This is a genomic window from Rathayibacter rathayi (genome assembly GCF_004011095.1).
GTDB classification, from domain to species: domain Bacteria; phylum Actinomycetota; class Actinomycetes; order Actinomycetales; family Microbacteriaceae; genus Rathayibacter; species Rathayibacter rathayi.
This window is the reverse complement of sequence record NZ_CP028129.1, coordinates 2,994,032-3,011,887: the sequence shown is the minus strand read 5'-3', so window position 1 is coordinate 3,011,887 and position 17,856 is coordinate 2,994,032. Positions and strand designations below refer to the sequence as shown.

Here is a 17,856-nt window from a genome sequence, read left to right as displayed (position 1 = left end):
TCATAAGGTGATCACGCTCTCCACGGAAGGACCCCCACAGCCATGACCCTGCGCACTCGACTCCTCGCGAGCACCGCGATCGCCGCCTCCGCCGCCCTCCTCCTCGCCGGATGCTCCGGCGCGCACGGCGGCGGCGACACCGTCCGCATCGGCGTGGTCGGCGCGAGCGATCCCTACTGGGCCACCTACCAGAAAGCCGCTGCCGACGCCGGGATCGACGTCGAGATCGTCGACTTCAGCGACTACAACCAGCCCAACCCCGCGCTCACCGAGGGCGAGATCGACCTCAATCAGTTCCAGCACATCGCCTACCTGGCGCAGTACAACACCGCGGCCGGCGCCAACCTGGTGCCGATCGGTGCGACCGCGATCTACCCGCTCGGCCTGTACTCCTCGCAGTACGACGACATCGCCGACATCCCCGCCGGGTCCACCATCGCGATCCCCAACGACGAGACCAACCAGGCCCGCGCGCTACTCGTGCTGCAGTCGGCCGGACTCGTGACGCTCAAGGGCGGCGGCGGAGTGCTCTCGAACGTCGACGACGTGGAGCCCTCCTCGAAGGTCACGGTCACCGCGCTCGAAGCCTCGCTGACCGCCACATCGCTCCCGGATGTGGCCGCCGCGGTCATCAATAACGACTTCATCGAGAACGCGGGTCTGAAGGCCGAGGACGCGATCGCGCAGGACGACCCCAGCGACCCCGCCTCCGTGCTCTACACGAACATCTTCGCCGCCCGCGCCGACGACGCCGAGAACGCGACGTACACCAAGCTGGTCTCGCTCTATCAGGACAGCCAGGACGTGCTCGACGGCGTCTCGAAGCAGTCCGGCGGCACGGCGGTCTTCCTCAAGACCGCACCCAGCACGCTGACGACCTCGCTCCAGTCCGCCGAGAAGGACATCGCTGCCGCTTCTTGACCCTGGCTCCCCGCAGGATTGCGCCGGTCGATACTCCCTGAGCGAGTCGACCGGCGCGATTCCGCGTTCGCACGCAACAGAAAGGGCACCTCGTGCCGCTGATACGGATGACCGACGTGCACAAGGTGTACCCCGGCAGCGGGCGCCGTGCGGCCCCGACCACGGCCGTAGACGGAGTCAGCCTTGAGATCGAGGCGGGTGACGTCTACGGCGTGATCGGCTACTCCGGCGCCGGCAAGAGCACGCTCGCCCGCCTGATCAACGCCCTCGAGCCCGCCACCAGCGGGAGCATCGAGATCGACGGGCGTGAGACGGTCGGGCTGCCCGAGCGGGAGCTGCGCCGTCTGCGACTCGGGATCGGCATGGTCTTTCAGCAGTTCAACCTGTTCGGCTCGAAGACCGTGCGCCAGAACGTCGCATACCCGCTGCAGGTCGCGGGCATGCCGAGGGCGGAGCAGCGCTCGCGCGTGGACGAGATGCTCCGCTTCGTCGGGCTGAGCGAGAAGGCCCGCAGTCATCCGGAGCAGCTCTCCGGCGGGCAGAAGCAGCGCGTCGGAATCGCCCGCGCCCTCGCCGCCTCCCCGCGGATCCTGCTGGCCGACGAGGCCACCAGCGCGCTCGACCCCGACACCACCGGCGAGGTGCTGGCCCTGCTCCGCCGGATCAACGAGGAGCTGGGCGTCACCATCGTCGTGATCACCCACGAGATGGACGTGGTGCGCCGGCTCGCCACGAAGGTCGCGGTGATGGAGTCAGGTCGCATCGTGGAGCGCGGCCCCGTCTTCGACGTGTTCTCGGCCCCGCGCGAGCCGGTCACCCGCCGCTTCGTCTCCACGGTCGTCCGCTCGGTGCCCTCGCCAGCGGAGGCGGCGGTGCTGCGCGCGCGCCACCGCGGCCGACTCGTCACGCTCTCGTTCTCGGACGACTCCGCCTCGCAGGGCGACGTCTTCGCCGAGGTCGCAGCGGCCGGAGTGCCGCTGGAGCTGGTCTACGGAGGCATCACCGACGTGCGTGGACGGGCCTTCGGCCACCTCACCGTCGCCCTCGACGCGCCGGACGACGACGTCGATCCCCTCCTCGCCCGCCTCAGCGGACACGTCGCCCTCACGGAGGTACCTCGATGAACGAGCTGATCCCGCTCCTGCCCAAGCTCCGCGACGCCACCGGCGAGACGCTGTACATCGTCGCGCTGAGTCTCGTCTTCGGCGGGCTCGGCGGCCTGCTGATCGGCCTGGGCCTCGCGCTCACCCGCGCCGGCGCGCTCTTCGCGAACCGGGTGGTGTACGGGCTGCTCAACGTGATCGTGAACGTGTTCCGCCCGATTCCGTTCATCATCTTCATCGCCGCAGCCCAGCCGCTGGCCCGGCTCGTGGTCGGCACCGGCATCGGCCCGAATGCGATCGTTTTCACCCTCTCGCTCGGCGCCGCGTTCGGCATCGGGCGCATTGTGGAGCAGAACCTCCTGACCGTGCAGCCCGGCGTGATCGAGGCCGCGCGCTCGGTCGGAGCAAGCCGGTTCCGCATCGTGCGCACGGTCCTGCTGCCGGAGGCGCTCGGCCCGCTGATCCTGGGCTACACGTTCGTGGTCGTGGCCGTCATCGACATGTCGGCGGTGGCCGGTGCGATCGGCGCGGGTGGGCTGGGCGACTTCGCGATCCAGTACGGCTACCGCCAGTTCGAGCCGGTCGTCACCTGGGCCGCGGTGCTCGTGATCGTCGTGATCGTCCAGCTCGTCCAACTGCTCGGCAACATCCTGGCCCGCCACATCCTCCGCCGCTAACTCCCCCCTCGCCCCGCCCCCCTCCGCTCCCCCCTCCGCGAGATGCCACTTGTGAGGGCGACACGCCGGTATCGGCCCGCATAAGTGGCATCTCGCGGAGGGCGTCAGTAGCGCGGCTTGCGCTCCGGGCGCTCCGTGGTGCGGCTGGGGCCGGCGGGGCGTCCGCCGCGGTCAGCGCCGGCGCGGCTCGGACGGCGGTCCGGCTTGAGCTCGATCAGCTGGCCGCTGATGCGGGTGTCAGCGAGGCGATCGAGCACCTCCTGCGGCAGGTCGGCGGGCAGCTCGACGATCGAGAAGTCCGGGCGAATGTCGATGTGGCCGAAGTCACCGCGATTGAGGCCACCCTCGTTCGCGAGCGCCCCCACGATCTGGCGGGGCTCGACGCGCTGGCGTCGGCCCACCTCGATCCGGTAGGAGACGAGGGTGCTGTTGGCCGGGCGCTGCCGGCGCTCGGGGCGCTCGCCTCGGTCACCGCCGCGGTCGAAGCGGTCGCCGCGGTCGGGCCGGTCGCCGCGATCGGGCCGGGAGTCGCGGTCCTCGCGCTCGCGCCGGGCGAAGCGCGGGTCGTCCGGCGACAGCAGCAGCGGTTCTTCGCCCTGGGCGACGATCGCCAGCGCGGCGGCGACGTCCGACTCGACGACATCGTGGTGCTCGACGTAGTGGCCGATGATGTCGCGGAAACGCTGCAGGCGCTCGGTATCGGCCAGGGCCGCGGTGATCGCGTCGTCGAAACGGGAGAGGCGCGTGACGTTGACGTCCTCGACGCTCGGCATCCGCATCTCGGTCAGCGGCTGGCGAGTGGCCTTCTCGATCGCCGAGAGGAGGCGGCGCTCGCGCGGGGTGACGAAGCTGATCGCCGCTCCGCTGCGCCCCGCGCGACCGGTGCGGCCGATGCGGTGCACGTACGACTCGGTGTCGATCGGGATGTCGTAGTTGACGACATGGCTGATCCGCTCGACGTCGAGTCCGCGGGCGGCGACGTCGGTGGCGACCAGGATGTCGAGCTTGCCCGACTTCAGCTGCTCGACGGTGCGCTCGCGCTGGGCCTGCTGCACGTCTCCGCTGATCGCCGCCGCAGTGTAGCCGCGGGCGCGCAGCTTCTCGGCCAGCGTCTCCGTCTCGCTCTTCGTGCGGACGAACACGATCATGCCCTCGAAGTTCTCGACCTCGAGGATGCGGGTGAGGGCGTCGACCTTCTGCGGGTACGACACCATCAGGTAGCGCTGGGTGGTGTTGACGGAGGTCGTGGTCTTGTTCTTGACCGTGATCTCCTCCGGCTCCTTCAGGTACTTACCGGAGATACGGCGGATCTGCGCGGGCATCGTCGCCGAGAACAGCGCGATCTGCTTCTCCACGGGGGTGTCCGCGAGGATCGTCTCGACGTCCTCCGCGAAGCCCATCTTGAGCATCTCGTCGGCCTCGTCGAGCACCAGGTACTTCAGCGCCGAAAGGTCGAGGGTGCCCTTCTCGAGGTGGTCCATGATGCGGCCGGGCGTGCCGACGACGACGTGGACGCCGCGGCGCAGCGCGGAGAGCTGGGTGCCGTAGCCCTGGCCCCCGTAGACGGGGAGGACGTGGACGCCGCGCAGACCTGACGCGTAGCGCTCGAACGCCTCGCAGACCTGGAGCGCGAGCTCGCGGGTCGGAGCCAGCACGAGCGCCTGCGGTGTCTTCTGCGCGAGGTCGAGGCGCGAGAGGATCGGCAGCGCGAACGCCGCGGTCTTGCCGGTGCCGGTCTGCGCGACGCCGAGGACGTCACGGCCGGAGAGGAGGGACGGGATCGTCGCGGCCTGGATAGCCGAGGGCGTCTCGTAGCCGACCTCCTTGAGGGCCTTGAGGACCGGGTCGCTGAGACCGAGGTCGGAGAAGGTGAGCGTGGGGGCGGTGTCGGCCTCGGGGGCGGAAGCGGGGGTATCAGTGGACGCCATGAGGTAACGGTAGTGCTCCGGCGGCGCCGCGGCCGAGGCGAGGCCGAACGCTCGGGCGGTTCCAGGCCCGGCGGCAGGGGTCAGGAGGTGAAGTCGAGCAGCACCTTGCTCGAGCGCGAGGCATCGCGGGCGAGCTCGAAGGCCTCGACTGCGCGCTCCAGCGGCAGCACCTGGGTGACCACCGGCTCCACCTCGAGGCTGCCGTCGGCGAGCGCCGCCAGCACCTCGTCGAGTTCGTCGACGAAGCGGAAGGAGCCGATGAGGCGCAGCTCCCGCGTGATCGCGAGCGAGATCAGCGCCGGCTGCTCACCCGAGGGCAGGAGCCCGACCATGACGACGGTACAGCCGCGCGCCGCGCCGCGGACGGCCGACATCAACCCGCGCGGGCTACCCGAGGACTCGAAGACGACATCGGCGGCGACCTCCGCGATCGCGTCGGCGTCGGTCGCGCGGATCGTCCGGGTCGCTCCGACCGCGCGGGCGATGGCGAGCGGCTCCTCCGCGAGATCGACCGCGACGATCTCGGCTGCACCGGCCCGCTTGAGGACCGCGACGATCAGCGCTCCGATCGGGCCGCTGCCGATCACCAGCGCGCGCCGTCCGGACACCGCGCCCGCCCGCGACACCGCGTGCCAGGCGACACTCGCCGGCTCCGCGAGCGCCGCCTCTCGGAGCCACAGCCCCGGGGGCAGCTGGCGGAGCATCCGAGCCGGCAGGACCGCGTGCCGGGCGAACGCCCCCTGAGTGTGCGGCATCCGCGCGGCGCTGCCGAGGTAGGTGCCCTCGGTGGCGAGGTTGGGGCGCCCGTCGGGCCACTCGCCGTGGGCGGTCGCGGGGTGGACGGCGACGGCTGTGCCGGTCGCGGGACCGGTGCCGTCGGCGGCGGCCTCGACGACCGTTCCGACGACCTCGTGGCCGAGGGTCAGCGGCTCGCGGAGGATCGACTCGCCCGCCGCGCCGTGCGTCCAGTAGTGCAGATCGGAACCGCAGATCCCACCGTAGGCGACGGCGACAAGGGCGTCGGAAGGGCCGCGCGCCGGCAACGGCGCCTCCTCGACGCGGAGGTCGCCGGCGGCGTGCACGACGACTCGGGTGGTCGAGGCGGGGAGGGAGAGGGGCATGCGAGGTCCGTTCGATGCGAGGGGCGGGGCGGGGCGCGGGGGGCTTAGACGACGACGGTCATGCCGCCGTCGATGAAGACGACCTGCCCGTTGACGTAGTCGGAGCCGTCGGAGGCGAGCCAGACGGCCGGGCCGATCAGGTCCTCCACGCGGCCCCAGCGCGCGGCGGGGGTGCGACCGAGGATCCAGGAGTTGAATGTCTCGTCGTCGACGAGCTTCTGGGTCATCTCGGTGTGGATGTAGCCCGGCGCGATCGCGTTGACCTGGATGCCGTGCTGCGCCCACTCCGCTGTCATCGCCCGGGTGAGGTTGCGGATCCCACCCTTGGACGCCGTATAGGGCGCGATCGTCGGGCGCGCGAGGTCGGCCTGCACCGAGGCGACGTTGACGATCTTCCCGGCGCCGCGCGGGATCATCCGCTTCGCCGCCGCGCGACCCACCACGAAGGCGCTGGTGAGGTTGGTGCGCAGCACCCGCTCCCAGTCGGCGACGTCGAGGTCGAGCAGTGGCACGCGATGCTGGACCCCGGCGTTGTTGACCAGGATGCGCAGCGGACCCACCGCCTCCTCGATCCAGGCGACTCCGGCCTCCGCGGCTGCGTCGTCGGTGACGTCGAAGGCGCGGGCGTGGATCCGCGGGCGGCCGTCTGCGCCAGCGAAGCGCTCGGCGAGCTCGGCGCGGGTGGCCTCCAGGCGGACGGGATCGAGCCCGTTCAGCACGACGGTGGCGCCCGCCTCGGCGAGGCCGGTGGCGACGGCGCGGCCGATGCCGCGGCTGGATCCGGTAACGAGCGCCACGCGGTCGGTCAGGTCGAAGAGCACGCTTCCTCCAGGGGTCGGAGCGGAAAAAGGGGTCGGAGCGGGAAAGGGGTCGGAGCGGAAGGGGAGTCGGAGCGGAGGTCAGGGCCGCGGAGGCGCCGCGCGCCCGGTCCCGGCGACGGTGCGGTTCACGAGCTCGCCGACCCCGGTCAGCGCGATCCGCACCTCCTGGCCGGGCTCGACCGGGACGGCGGTGCCGGGCGAGCCGGTGAGCACCACGTCGCCGGGGTGCAGCGTCAGGTGCGCGGTGAGGTGCACCAGGATCTCGGCGGCGCGCCAGCCGAGACGGTCGGTGGAGGAGAGCGCGCGCTGCTCGCCGTCGACGATCACGGCGATGCCGACCGTGTCGGGATCCACTCCGGTCTGGATCCACGGGCCGAGCGGGGTCCAGCCGTCGCCGTTCTTGCCCTGGAGGAAGAGACTGTCGGCCGCGATCATCCCGGGGGCGGTGACGTCGTTGGCAACGGTGACGCCGAGCACATGCTCGAGCGCGCCCGCAGGAGTGAGGTGGCGGGCGGTGCGCCCGATGACGAGGGCGAGCTCGCCCTCGACGTTCACGGGGCCGATGCCGGCGTCGAGGAGAATCGGATCGCCGGGCCCGGCCAGCGTGTGCGCGGTCTTCTGGAACGCCTGCGGGGGCAGCTGCCGATCGGCCGCGGAGCCGTTGTGCGCCATCCCGAGGATCACGCGGGGCACCACGGGAGCCAGGAGGCGAGCGCCCGCGACCGGCCAGCGGCGGCCGGTCTCGACCGGTTCCGCGGCGAAGGCGTCCTCGATCTCGCGCCATTCCTCCGCGACGAGAGCGACGACCGCGGCGCCGCCGTCGGCCTGGATCCGGGCGATCCGCATCAGCGGCCACCCCGAGGCTCGCCGCTGCTGCGGGGCTCGTCGCTCGTCCTGGTCGCCACGGTCCCTCGCTCACTCCGGCCCGCGCCGGCGGGATCAGGCAAGCATAACAGCCCAGTGAACGGCATCCAATGGAGTGGACGGGCGCGGCACGGTCAGGCGGAGGTGTCGGAGACGAGAGGCGGGCGACTCAGCGCCGCGGCGGCCACCCGCAGAGCCGCGACGACCTCCTCCTGATCGCCGACGATCGGGCGCACCAGCGAGACGCCCATCGCGAGGGAGAGGTCGGATCGAGTAGCCGCCGGGACGGCGAAGGCGAGGCCCAGGACGCTGGGGTGCAGCTCGCCGTCGTCGATCGCGTAGCCGCGCTCGCGCGCCGCCCGGATCTTGTGCAGCAGCTCGCGCGCGGAGGACGTCGAGCGGTCGGTGAAGACGACGATGTCGTGGTCGTCGGCGAAGCGCGCGGCGATCTCACCGTCGTCGAGCTCGGACAGCAGGGCGGTGCCGACGGCCGTGGCGGAGGCGGGATACCGATCACCGACGCCCGCCGAGAGCGTGAACCGCTCACGGCCCTCGTGCACCGCGAGGTAGAGGACGCGGGTGCCGTCGAGCAACGCGATCTGCACCAGCTGCCGGGACAGCACGGGCGACTCCTCGCAGAGCCGGTAGAACTCGCGCACCGGGTCGAAGCCAGCAAGGTAGTGGCTGCCGAGCTCCACGGTGCGTCGGCCGAGGAGGAAGCCGGAGCCGGCGCGGCGAATCAGCCGCCCTTCCTCCAGCGCGGCGCAGAGGTTCGAGGTGGACGACTTGGCGATGCCGAGCTCGCGGGCGATATCGGTCAGCGTGCGCGGACCGCGGGCGTCGGCGAGGAGGTCGAGGATCCGCATCGCGCGAGACACGGCCGGGGCGCCCGACCCTCTGTCGGAGTCGACCGTCGTCGGGAGCGCATCGGGGCGGGCCATGTCATCCTTTCGCGGGAGGCGGTGTCAGTAGAACTCCACCGTATCGACCCGGTTGATCAGCGGCTCCCCGTTGAGGAAGCGGGTGGCGTTGCGCGCGAACAGCTCGGCGATCAGCCGGTCTTCGGCGACATTCAGCGCCGCGGTGTGCGGGCTGATCAGGACGCTCGGGTGGCTCCAGAGCCGGCTGCCCTGCTCAAGTGGCTCCTCGGCGACGACGTCGAGCGCGGCGAATCCGACGCGGCCCGCGTCGAGCGCGACGAGCAGCGCCTGCTCGTCGACGACCGTCCCGCGTCCGACGCTGACGAACGAGGCCCCGGGGCGAAGCGCGGTGAAGAACCCGCTCCCGACCAGCTTCTCGGTGGCGGCGGTGCCGGGGAGCGTGACGACGACTCCGTGGACCCGGCCCGCGACGTCCGCGATCGCGTCGGGGGCGACGATCTCGTCGACGTGCTCGACCTGCGTCTCGTGACGGCTCGTGCCGATCACGCGGGCACCGAGCTGCTGGAGCTTGCGGGCGGTCGCGCGGCCGATCGTGCCGAGCCCGATGATCAGAATTGTCTGCTCCGAGAGGAGCCCCATCGTCCACCGCTCGCCCCAGACCCGCTCGCGCTGGAGGGCGTGCAGGCGCGGCAGCGACTTCGCCCCCGCCAGGAGCCCGAAGACTGCGAACTCGGCGAGCGGCTCGGAGTGGACTCCCGCCGAGGTCGAGAACGCGATGCGTTCGAGCTGCGCGTCGTCGAGACCCGCGGCCTTCACCTGCGCGCCGCCGCCGGCCGGCATGGTCTGCACCCAGCGGAGCCGCGGATTCGCCGCCGCCGTCCGCGCGAGCGCGGCAGGAGTCTCGTCGGGCACCCCGTAGAGCACGTCGGCGGAGTCGACCAGCTCATCGAATGCGCGCTGCTGCTCGGGGGTGCGCCGAAAGGAGGGATCGCCGGGGTGGTCGCCTGCGTGGCGCATCGGCGGGAGGAGGCTCTGGTCGGCGACGACGTCTAGGCGCGGTTCGAGTTCGACGATGCGGGCGATGAGTTCCGGGCTGAGCGGCGAGGCGATGACGACGCGGAGTCGATCGGTCACGAGGGTCCCTTCGCGGGACGGCGCGGGAGACTCTCCCCCGGATCGGCCCGCAGAGCAGTGTACTTCACTGCTGTGAACCCTGTTCGATATGCTGGGCGTATGCCCGCTACCCCGCCTCTCACCGTCCCGCCCGTGCAGGCGGGATTCGTCGGACTCGGGAGGATGGGCGCCCCGATGGCCCGGAGCCTGGTTGCCGCCGGGATCCCCCTCGGAATCACCGCACGCCCGGCCTCCGCCGACCGCGCCCGCCGCGCCGTCCCCGAGGCGCAGTGGCACGACGGCGCCCGCTCGCTCGCTGCCGCCTCCGATGTGCTGATCGTGATGGTGCCGGGCCTGCCTGAGCTCGACGAGCTGCTCGCGGGCGAGGAGGGCGTGCTCGCGGCGGAGTCGGATGTCGTGCTCGCCGTCTGCTCGAGCGTGTCCGCCTCCGGCCTCCGCGAGCGTGCGCAACGCCACCCGGGGCTCCGCCTCGTCGACGCCCCCGTCACCGGCGGCATCGAGGGCGCGGAGGCGAGCACCCTCTCGATCATGGTCGGCGGGGCGGAGGAGGACGTCGCCCGGGCGCTGCCCGTCCTGTCGGCCTGCGGAACCGCGGTCCACCTCGGGCCACTCGGCTCCGGCGATGTGGCCAAGGCCTGCAACCAACTCATCGTCGCCGCGACCATGACCGGGATCGCCGAGGCCGCCGTGATCGCCGAGCGCTCCGGCCTCGATCTCGACACCTTCCTCACCCTCCTGCAGGGCGGCTACGCGGGGAGCCGCGTGCTCGAGACCAAACGCGCCGCCCTGGTGTCCCGCGACTACACGCCGACCGGCATCGCCTCCTACATGAGCAAGGATCTGCGGGCCGCCGCCGATGAAGCGGAGGCGACGGGCACCTCCGCGCCGCTGCTCGCGACCCTCCGCACCGTGTTCCGCGACCTGCTCGACGCGGGCCTGGGCGAGGAGGACCTCGCCGTCGTGCACCGCTTCGTCGCCGAGCGCTGAGCGCCCGCGCGCTCTGCACCGAGGAGCCCCTGCTCACCGAAGCGCCACCGCTCAGGCGGCGTCGGGGCGAGAGCACGGCGCCTCGGCGCTCCCTGAGGCGCGCGCCACGCGAGAGCAGCCTCCACGCATCCGCGCAAGGGCCCCCGCTGCGTCCGCGCCCGACTTAGCGTCGGAGGACGAACATCATCGAGCGAAGGAGCACGACATGGCATCAGGAGTCGCAACAGTCTGGGTCCCCGTCACCGATATGGAGCGGGCGGTCGCGTTCTACCGCGACACGCTCGGCCTCGAGGTGAAGGACACCTCCGCCGACTGGTCAGAGCTGGACGCCGGCGGGTTGATGATCGGCCTCAACGCGCGGGAGTCCGCGACAGTGGCGGAGCAGGGCGGCGCGGTCATCTCGTTCCAGCCCGACGGCTCGATCGAGGAGGAACTCGAACGCCTGACGGCGCGCGGTGCCTCGGTCGAGGGGGAGATCAGCGACCACGAGTGGGGGCGCATCTTCCCGTTCAAGGACTCGGAGGGCAACGACCTCCAGTTCTACTCGCCACCGCAGAGCTGAGCGCGGCGCGCCGCCTCCGCACGTCTCGGCGCCTCACCCGTCAGCGGAGTCAGGAGGCGGCGTCGCGCGTCGTCGTGCGGATGCGGTAGAGCGATGTGCTCGCGGCGATGAACAGCTCCGTGCCGTCGTCGCCGCCGAAGCAGAGGTTGCCGACCACCTCGGGCACGGGGATCCGGGCGAGCACCGCGCCGTCGGCCGAGAGGACCTGCACCGCGTCGGCGCTCGAGGTCCAGATCCGGCCTTCGACGTCGACCCGAAAGCCGTCGGGGACACCCGGCTCGATCACGGCGAATACCCCGAGCGGGGTGAGCAGCCACTGGTCGTCGACCGAGAAGACGCGGATGCAGTGCTCACCCGTGCCGTCGGTGCGCAGCGCGACCGAGGTATCCGAGACGTAGAGGAGGCGCTCGTCCGGCGAGAAAGCGAGGCCGTTGGGCTCCTCGACGCTCGTCGCCGCGACGCTCAGCTCACCCGACTCCGGGTCGAAGCGGAAGACGTAGCAGCCGCCGTACTCGGGCGCGCCGAGGTGGCCCTCGTGCGCCTGCAGAATCCCGTAGGGCGGATCGGTGAACCAGATCGCGCCGTCGGAGGCGACGACCACGTCGTTCGGTGAGTTCAGCCGGGCGTCCCCGTACCGGTCGACCAGGACCTCGACGACGCCGTCGACCTCACGCTCGACGGCGCGGCGACCGTGCGAGCACTGCACGACGCGGCCCTCCCAGTCGAGCGTGCGGCCGTTGGTGAATTCGACGTGCTCGCGGTGCACCCGCGTCTCCCCCGTTCGGGCGTCCCACTCGAGGATCCGGTCACCGGGGATGTCGCTCCAGCGCACTACGTGTTCGCGGGGCAGCCAGACCGGGCCCTCGCTCCACGCGGCTCCGGTGGCGACCCTCTCCAGCCGCGCGCCAGGGGCCAGCAGAGCATCCAGCATCCGTGCCCCCGGTTCAGCGACGGTCACGCGCACCTCCTTCGATCGACGACACCCGCACCGGCCGGCGCGGGCTCCTGCTGCATCGGGCGGTCAGCGCCTTCGCGCCATCCTCCGCACGACCGCCGCGATCGAGCACGATACCCGCATGACCTCCTTCTCCCGCGCGGCCGCCCACCGCCCCGGGACGGTCGCCGAGGAGCGCGACCTGCTCCTGCGCCGCATCGCGACCCTCTACTGGGTGGAGGGCCTGACGCAGTCCGAGATCGCAGAGCGCCTGTCGTTCGGTCGCGTCTCGGTGTCGCGAATGCTCGACGAAGCGCGCTCGCGGGGCGTGGTGCGGATAAGCATCGGCCCGCCGGAGGACCGCGTGGCGCCGCTCGAACGCGAACTCGCGCGAGTGTTCCCACTCTCGAACGTCCGGGTCGCGGTGTCGCTCCCCCGCGGCGCGACGGCGGACGAGGCGCGCGTGGGCCGCGTCGCCGCGCGCCTGCTGACGGAACGGCTCCCGGCGAACGGTATTCTCGCCGTCGCCTCGAGTCGGTCGGTGCTGCCCACGGCCGAGGCCGTCGGCCGACTCGCCGAGGGTGTCCGGGTGGTCGAGGCTCTCGGCTATCACTCCCGCTCCGCTCCCGAACGCTCGGCCGCCGCCGTGCTCGCCGCCGACGCTGCGTTCACGCCGCTGCCGGCCCCGTTCGTGACGCGCTCGGCGGCGCGGGCGGAGCAGGTGCGCCGGCGTCCCGCGGTCCGCGACGCGCTGGCCCTCGCCCGTCGCAGCACTGCGGCTTTGATCGGACTCGGCTCCACAGCTCACTTCGACGGCACCGGCGCCGTCGCCCCGGTCTCGGAGGCGCTGCTCGAGCAAGCCCGCGCCGACGGAGCGGTCGGCCATGTGGTCGGGCAGTTCTTCGATTGCTCGGGTCGGCCGGTCGCCTCCGCCCTGGACGAGCTGCGAGTCGGCCTCGCCCTGAAGGAGCTGCGAGCGATCCCGCTGCGGATCCTGGTCGCACACGGCAGCGCGAAAGCGGAGGCGATCGCGGCGGCCGCGACGGGCGGCATCGCCTCCGCACTGGTGACCGACGAGGCCACCGCGCGGGAGCTGCTGCGGCGGCGGTGAGCTGTCCGCCGCCTGGCTGCTTACCTGTCCGCTCAGGTCGTATGGCACCGCTCGTTCGGAGGACACACGCGACGCAGGAGGTACCTATCCCTCTCCAGATCCGACGGGAGCAGAGCGGCGGCGCGACCGCTGAGATCGAACGCCGTATCGCCGCGGTGGTGCTCGATCGCTGTGAATCGTCCGGCGCAGGAGGAGCACAGCCGACACCGGAGCCGACGGGAGCAGAAGCGGACCGATCTCGGCCTACCCGGTGAGCACACCCGCGAGGAAGATGACAATAATTGTCGATATCGCCGTGATATTGACGGCAACGAGAAGAGCCGGCAGAAGGGTGGGCGCCGAACTCGTTATCATCTCTCGAACGAGTCGCACGACATTTATTGCGGCGATGAGGGCGGTAAAAGCGAACCATATCGGCGAGACCACGACAGCTAAGAACGCCACCGCAAAAACCGCTACCACACCCACGACCGGTGAGCCGCACAGTTCTTGAGCGCTTCGACGCGGGGATGTGGTTGTTATGGAACTGCGACCGCTTCGGCGAATCACCCGAGACCCTAGGCTATACCGCAACGATCGTCACCGTGTGATGCGGCCAGCGTAAATACGGAGCGTGCACAGTAAGAAGGCTGTTGAACATCGACGCCGGCGATAGTGAGCCTGAAGTGGTGACTGCCGTAAACGAATCCGGCGCCGTCAGAGACGCCCTGCCCCGCATCACTTCCAACATAACCCCAACCGAATGCGTCGGTACGGCCACCTCCATCAATATAATCTGCCGTGACGATCGACGAGCCGTCGGTGCAAGCCTGGCCTGTTGTCCAGAACTCTCCTAGCGTACTGCCGACTTGATTCGAGAAGCTGCCTCGCGTTGTGTATGTTCGACAGTCATCCAGAGCGGAAATAGTTGACACACTACTTTGCGTTGTTGTGATATGGCTCGATGTAGGCGTGATCCAGATCTCGAACAGTGACTTTTCTTCTGGCGAAAGAGATCCAAATTTTGCTTGTGGTTCAGGGGAGGTTGCTACCGAGTCGTAAACGAATTTCGCTTCGACGGCGATGGTTCCCTCATTGGCGATTGCCGCCGGCGAGAGCATGATTACCGCCAATAATGCGGCAGCAGCAGCCACGAGCCTCCTCCTGACGATCTTTCCCATTGGCATACTTTCTCCTCAGCGCATCTCCGAATTCGCCTATCATTATCTAAGACGTCAACGACGGTGTCAAGAAGTCCGCCACATGCGAACGCGGAAGCTCACTCACAAGGCGCTACCCGCCACTCCACACTTGGGGGTCGATCTGGGATTTTTCGTTACCCAGAGAATGCTGATTAGCCTCTGAAACTCCGTCCACATCGTCCCAGACTGTCCATAGACGACGAATATTCGCAGATACCGAGCTTGTGCGCGAGCCGAATGGTGCGCCATTTTTCCGGGTTCGCCCGGCCCTGGACAGCCATCTCGCGACACACCCCCGACAGACAGCAGGCCGGCTCAATCAGCGGCACGACCCGCCGATGCGGACGAGAGATTGTAGGCTGCGACACACCGAACACATCCGCGATGCCGAATGAAGCACACCCGGACTCTCTATCCTCAGAGGGACCGCAGATACGGCATTTCCTGCGCGGCCGACTTCGCCGTTCAGCCGCAGCAGCCGGATGCGAAAGCCACCCCCTCGCCAGCCCGCCGCTCACGCCGGCGTCCCCGGCAGCAGGTACCAGAGCACGGTGGTCAGGGTCGCGCAGACGACGCCCATCACCGTGACGCCGACGGTCCAGGTCGACAGCATCGTCCGCTCGGGGATGCTGAAGTAGCGCGAAAGGACCCAGAAGCCGGCGTCGTTCACCTGCGACAGGCAGACGCCTCCGGCCGAGACGGCGACGGCGAGCAGGGCGATGTGTGTCGGATCGACGGCGGTCGTGTCGACGGTCGTAGCCAGGAGGGTCGCGACCGTAGTGACCGCCGCCGTGGTGGTGCCGAGGGTCGCGCGCAGCACCGCCGCCAGGACGAAACCGAACACGACCAGCGGCAGGTGCGCCTCCTGGAGCCGCTCGACCAGCTGGCCGCCGATCCCGGAGGCCGCGATAACACCACCGAACGCCACGCCTCCGCCTGTCGAGAGCACGATCTCCCCGACCGGTCGCAGCCCCACCCGGCCGACTTCAGTCAGACCCCCGGTGCCCCGCGCCGACCGGGGCAGCAGCAGGACGTAGGCGACGACCGTCGTGATCATCAGCGCGACGACGGGGGTGCCGAGGAAGCGGAGGACGTCGCCCAGCGGAGTCGACTGCGGGGCGACGAGGGCGGTGAGCGTCGCGAGCAGGATCAGCAGCACCGGCAGGGTGAGCACGACCAGGAGCCTGGGCAGCAGGCGGGTCGCGGTCGCGGGCGCCGTGGCGAGGGCGGTGCTTCCGCCGGCGAGGGTGGAGACCGCGCGCGTGTCGGGCTGGGCGACGGTGCGCTCCGCGGGCGGGTCCTCGACGGGGATCGGCAGCCCGCCGCGGGCGTCGATCCGCGCGAGGCGACGGGACGCCCAGAGGATGCCGACCGCGGCACCCGGCAGCATCGTCGCCAGGCCCAGCACGGCGAGCAGCCCGTAGTCGACCCCGAGAGCTGAGGCGACCGCGACCGCACCGGGGTGCGGCGGGAGGATCGCGTGGACGGCGAGCACCGCGATCGCCATCGGCACCGCGAAGAAAGCCGCAGGCCGACCGGCCCGCCGAGAGATCGAGAGGACGACGGGGGCGAGCAGGATCACGGCGGTGTCGAAGAAGATGGTGCTGCCCACCAGCAGGCCAGCCAGCACGACCGCGAGCACACCGCGTTGCGTCCCCACCTTCTCCAGAAGGACGCGGGCCAGCAGCTCGCCGCCGCCGGAGCGCGAGATGATCTCGCCGATGATGCAGCCCAACCCCACCAGCGGCAGGATGTGCGCCAGCGACGGCCCGAGGACCCCGTCGACCACGGCGAGCACGCCGAACTCCCCATCGATCAGCGGCAGGCCGAACGCTAGCCCGAGGACGACCGCGACCGACGTCATCGCGATGTAGGGATGGATCCGGAGCCGGACGATGAGCACCAGCAGCGCGACGACGCTCAGCACGATGGACAGGACGGCGAGAGGGAAGGTCACGCGGATGCTCCTTTGCAGTGACGATTGCCGCCAGTGAAGGGGACGACCGGGAGCGCGGCGACCGATCGTGTCTCGAGAGCGGCGAGAGCGGACATCCGTCCGTCTTCGGCGCTGCGGCGACGGCACGCTCGACCGCGGCGCGTTGGCCGGGCGACTCTGGGGGCCATCCGTACCGCTGCCTCGACGACGAGAAGGACGACTCCGCATGACTCTGATTGCTCACCTGCACCATGTGGCCCTCGTGGTCTCGGACCTCGACGCGACCCGCGACTTCTACGTCGGCGTGCTCGGCTGCACCGAATTCACCCGTCCGAGCGACTTCGTGTTCCGCGGCGCCTACTTCCGGCTCGGCACGGCCGAGATCCATGTGGTGCAGGAGAAGACGCCGGGGCGCCTCGCCGCGAACCCGCCGCGGTGGGAGGAAGACGAGTTGCAGACGGGGGTCGTGCACCACCTCGCGATCATGGTGGAGTCGTTCGCTCCGTTCCTCGAGGCGCTCGTCGCGCGCGGGCTGGAACGCTGCGGTGGCTATCGAGTCCGCGACGACTTCGTGGAGCAGGTGTACCTGGCCGACCCGGACGGCAACGTGATCGAGCTGCTCCAGCAGCACGGGCCGGAGGCAGGGCGGCTGCGGCGGCAGGAGATCCACGACCTGGGGATCGCGGTTCCGGTTGCGCCCGGCTTCCCCCTCGTGGATCCGCGCGTGCGCTACGGGGCGGCCTGACGCAGGTGAGTCTCTAGGATCGACTGGGCTCCGCAGGTGCGGAGTCACGATCTGGAGGTCCCCGTGCGTCACCGCCTGCTCCCCCTCGCCCCGGTCGCCGCCGCGATGCTCCTGCTCGCGGGATGCTCGGCACCTGTTGGCCCCTCGGTGTCCGGCGGCTCGATCACCGTCTTCGCCGCCGCCTCGCTGAAGGGCGCCTTCACCGAACTCGCCAGCGAATTCGAGGCGTCACGGCCCGGTTCGCACGTCGAGCTGTCCGTCGCGGGTTCCTCCGACCTCGCGACGCAGCTGGTGAACGGCGCCCCGGCCGACGTCTTCGCCTCGGCCGACGAGCGCACCATGTCCACGGTCGCCGACGCGGGGCTCGTCACGGGCGAGCCGGTCGACATCGCTACCAACACGCTCGAGATCGCCGTACCGCCCGGCAACCCGGCGCAGGTCGCGTCGCTCGCCGACCTCGCCCGGGCCGGCACCGCTACCGTCGTCTGCGCCCCGCAGGTTCCGTGCGGAGCGGCGGCCGTCGCGGTCGAGCAGGCCGCCGGGATCGACCTCTCGCCGGTCAGCGAGGAGTCGTCGGTGACGGACGTGCTCGGCAAGGTGTCCTCGGGCGAGGCGGACGCGGGCCTCGTCTATACGACCGACGTCCGCGGCTCCGGCGGCTCGGTCGTCGGGATCCCGTTCGCCGAGTCCTCGGCGGCGGTGAACACGTATCCGATCGCGGCCCTGACCGGGACGGGCGACGCCGACACCGCGGCGGCCTTCGTCGCCTACGCCGCCTCCGACGCCGGGCGGGCAGTCCTCGCCGCGGCCGGTTTCGGCGCGCCCTAACTCCCCCCTCCCTCCCTCCCCCCTCCCCCTCCCGCGAGATGCCACTTGTGCGCGCGACACGCCGGGCGACGCTTACACAAGTGGCATCTCGCGGGAGGCGACGGGGGGGGTGGGGCGGGAGG

The 17,856-nt window shown here is 70.8% G+C and carries 18 protein-coding genes; 8 read left to right on the top strand and 10 right to left on the bottom strand.

Translation table 11 applies throughout. The features are described from left to right. Positions 1-42: 42 nt before the first annotated feature. The 3 genes from C1O28_RS14535 to C1O28_RS14525 all read left to right on the top strand — a co-directional run bounded on the left by C1O28_RS14535 (position 43) and on the right by C1O28_RS14525 (position 2,701). Positions 43-921 (top strand): MetQ/NlpA family ABC transporter substrate-binding protein, encoded by an 879-nt coding sequence (locus C1O28_RS14535; RefSeq protein WP_097166888.1) that lies wholly within the window; start codon positions 43-45, stop codon positions 919-921. Positions 922-1,028: 107 nt separating this feature from the next. Then, positions 1,029-2,045, top strand: a complete 1,017-nt coding sequence (locus C1O28_RS14530; RefSeq protein ID WP_097166887.1) for a methionine ABC transporter ATP-binding protein — start codon at positions 1,029-1,031, stop codon at positions 2,043-2,045. Next, the gene (locus tag C1O28_RS14525) at positions 2,042-2,701 is read left to right on the top strand and encodes a methionine ABC transporter permease (protein WP_097166886.1); all 660 of its coding nucleotides are present in this window, start codon (positions 2,042-2,044) and stop codon (positions 2,699-2,701) included. Before C1O28_RS14530 ends, C1O28_RS14525 begins: the two co-directional genes overlap by 4 nt. A 104-nt stretch (positions 2,702-2,805) precedes the next feature. Here the strand turns inward: C1O28_RS14525 and C1O28_RS14520 are convergent, their stop codons facing one another. The 6 genes from C1O28_RS14520 to C1O28_RS14495 all read right to left on the bottom strand — a co-directional run bounded on the left by C1O28_RS14520 (position 2,806) and on the right by C1O28_RS14495 (position 9,450). After that, positions 2,806-4,629, bottom strand: a complete 1,824-nt coding sequence (locus tag C1O28_RS14520) for a DEAD/DEAH box helicase (protein WP_097166885.1) — start codon at positions 4,627-4,629, stop codon at positions 2,806-2,808. 80 nt (positions 4,630-4,709) lie between these two features. After that, on the bottom strand, positions 4,710-5,750 hold the full coding sequence (locus tag C1O28_RS14515) for an L-idonate 5-dehydrogenase (RefSeq protein ID WP_097166884.1): 1,041 nt from the start codon (positions 5,748-5,750) through the stop codon (positions 4,710-4,712). A gap of 44 nt (positions 5,751-5,794) precedes the next feature. Next, entirely contained in the window at positions 5,795-6,571 is a 777-nt protein-coding gene (locus C1O28_RS14510; RefSeq protein WP_097166883.1) for an SDR family oxidoreductase, read from the bottom strand. Between the two features lie 78 nt (positions 6,572-6,649). Continuing rightward, positions 6,650-7,417 (bottom strand): fumarylacetoacetate hydrolase family protein, encoded by a 768-nt coding sequence (locus C1O28_RS14505; RefSeq protein ID WP_097166882.1) that lies wholly within the window; start codon positions 7,415-7,417, stop codon positions 6,650-6,652. Between the two features lie 152 nt (positions 7,418-7,569). Beyond that, positions 7,570-8,376 (bottom strand): IclR family transcriptional regulator, encoded by an 807-nt coding sequence (locus C1O28_RS14500; RefSeq protein ID WP_097166881.1) that lies wholly within the window; start codon positions 8,374-8,376, stop codon positions 7,570-7,572. 24 nt (positions 8,377-8,400) lie between these two features. Beyond that, positions 8,401-9,450: a D-2-hydroxyacid dehydrogenase gene (locus C1O28_RS14495; RefSeq protein ID WP_097166880.1), complete on the bottom strand. Its 1,050-nt coding sequence runs from the start codon at positions 9,448-9,450 to the stop codon at positions 8,401-8,403. A gap of 99 nt (positions 9,451-9,549) precedes the next feature. Between C1O28_RS14495 and C1O28_RS14490 the strand changes: the two genes are divergently transcribed. Both C1O28_RS14490 and C1O28_RS14485 read left to right on the top strand, forming a co-directional pair. Beyond that, a complete protein-coding gene (locus C1O28_RS14490; RefSeq protein WP_097166879.1) occupies positions 9,550-10,437 on the top strand; it encodes an NAD(P)-dependent oxidoreductase in 888 nt (295 codons plus the stop codon). A 205-nt stretch (positions 10,438-10,642) separates the two neighbouring features. Next, positions 10,643-10,999 (top strand): VOC family protein, encoded by a 357-nt coding sequence (locus tag C1O28_RS14485; protein ID WP_097166878.1) that lies wholly within the window; start codon positions 10,643-10,645, stop codon positions 10,997-10,999. A gap of 49 nt (positions 11,000-11,048) precedes the next feature. Here the strand turns inward: C1O28_RS14485 and C1O28_RS14480 are convergent, their stop codons facing one another. Beyond that, positions 11,049-11,957 (bottom strand): SMP-30/gluconolactonase/LRE family protein, encoded by a 909-nt coding sequence (locus C1O28_RS14480; protein ID WP_337189904.1) that lies wholly within the window; start codon positions 11,955-11,957, stop codon positions 11,049-11,051. Positions 11,958-12,075: 118 nt separating this feature from the next. Here C1O28_RS14480 and C1O28_RS14475 point away from each other — a divergent pair, with 118 nt between their 5' ends. Continuing rightward, positions 12,076-13,044, top strand: coding sequence for a sugar-binding transcriptional regulator (locus tag C1O28_RS14475; protein ID WP_097166876.1), 969 nt, complete (start codon positions 12,076-12,078; stop codon positions 13,042-13,044). A gap of 243 nt (positions 13,045-13,287) precedes the next feature. On the opposite strand, the gene C1O28_RS14470 is transcribed toward C1O28_RS14475, so the two are convergent. The 3 genes from C1O28_RS14470 to C1O28_RS14460 all read right to left on the bottom strand — a co-directional run bounded on the left by C1O28_RS14470 (position 13,288) and on the right by C1O28_RS14460 (position 16,182). Next, positions 13,288-13,488, bottom strand: a complete 201-nt coding sequence (locus C1O28_RS14470) for a hypothetical protein (RefSeq protein ID WP_127821557.1) — start codon at positions 13,486-13,488, stop codon at positions 13,288-13,290. Positions 13,489-13,601: 113 nt separating this feature from the next. After that, positions 13,602-14,204 (bottom strand): hypothetical protein, encoded by a 603-nt coding sequence (locus tag C1O28_RS14465; protein ID WP_145260547.1) that lies wholly within the window; start codon positions 14,202-14,204, stop codon positions 13,602-13,604. A 535-nt stretch (positions 14,205-14,739) separates the two neighbouring features. Further along, complete coding sequence (locus C1O28_RS14460; RefSeq protein ID WP_160487531.1) at positions 14,740-16,182, bottom strand: GntP family permease; 1,443 nt, start codon at positions 16,180-16,182, stop codon at positions 14,740-14,742. A gap of 205 nt (positions 16,183-16,387) precedes the next feature. Here C1O28_RS14460 and C1O28_RS14455 point away from each other — a divergent pair, with 205 nt between their 5' ends. Together C1O28_RS14455 and modA are read left to right on the top strand one after the other, a co-directional pair. After that, a complete protein-coding gene (locus C1O28_RS14455) occupies positions 16,388-16,906 on the top strand; it encodes a VOC family protein (protein ID WP_097166873.1) in 519 nt (172 codons plus the stop codon). A gap of 105 nt (positions 16,907-17,011) precedes the next feature. After that, a complete protein-coding gene (gene modA / locus C1O28_RS14450; protein ID WP_097166919.1) occupies positions 17,012-17,734 on the top strand; it encodes a molybdate ABC transporter substrate-binding protein in 723 nt (240 codons plus the stop codon). The last annotated feature ends 122 nt before the right edge of the window (positions 17,735-17,856 follow it).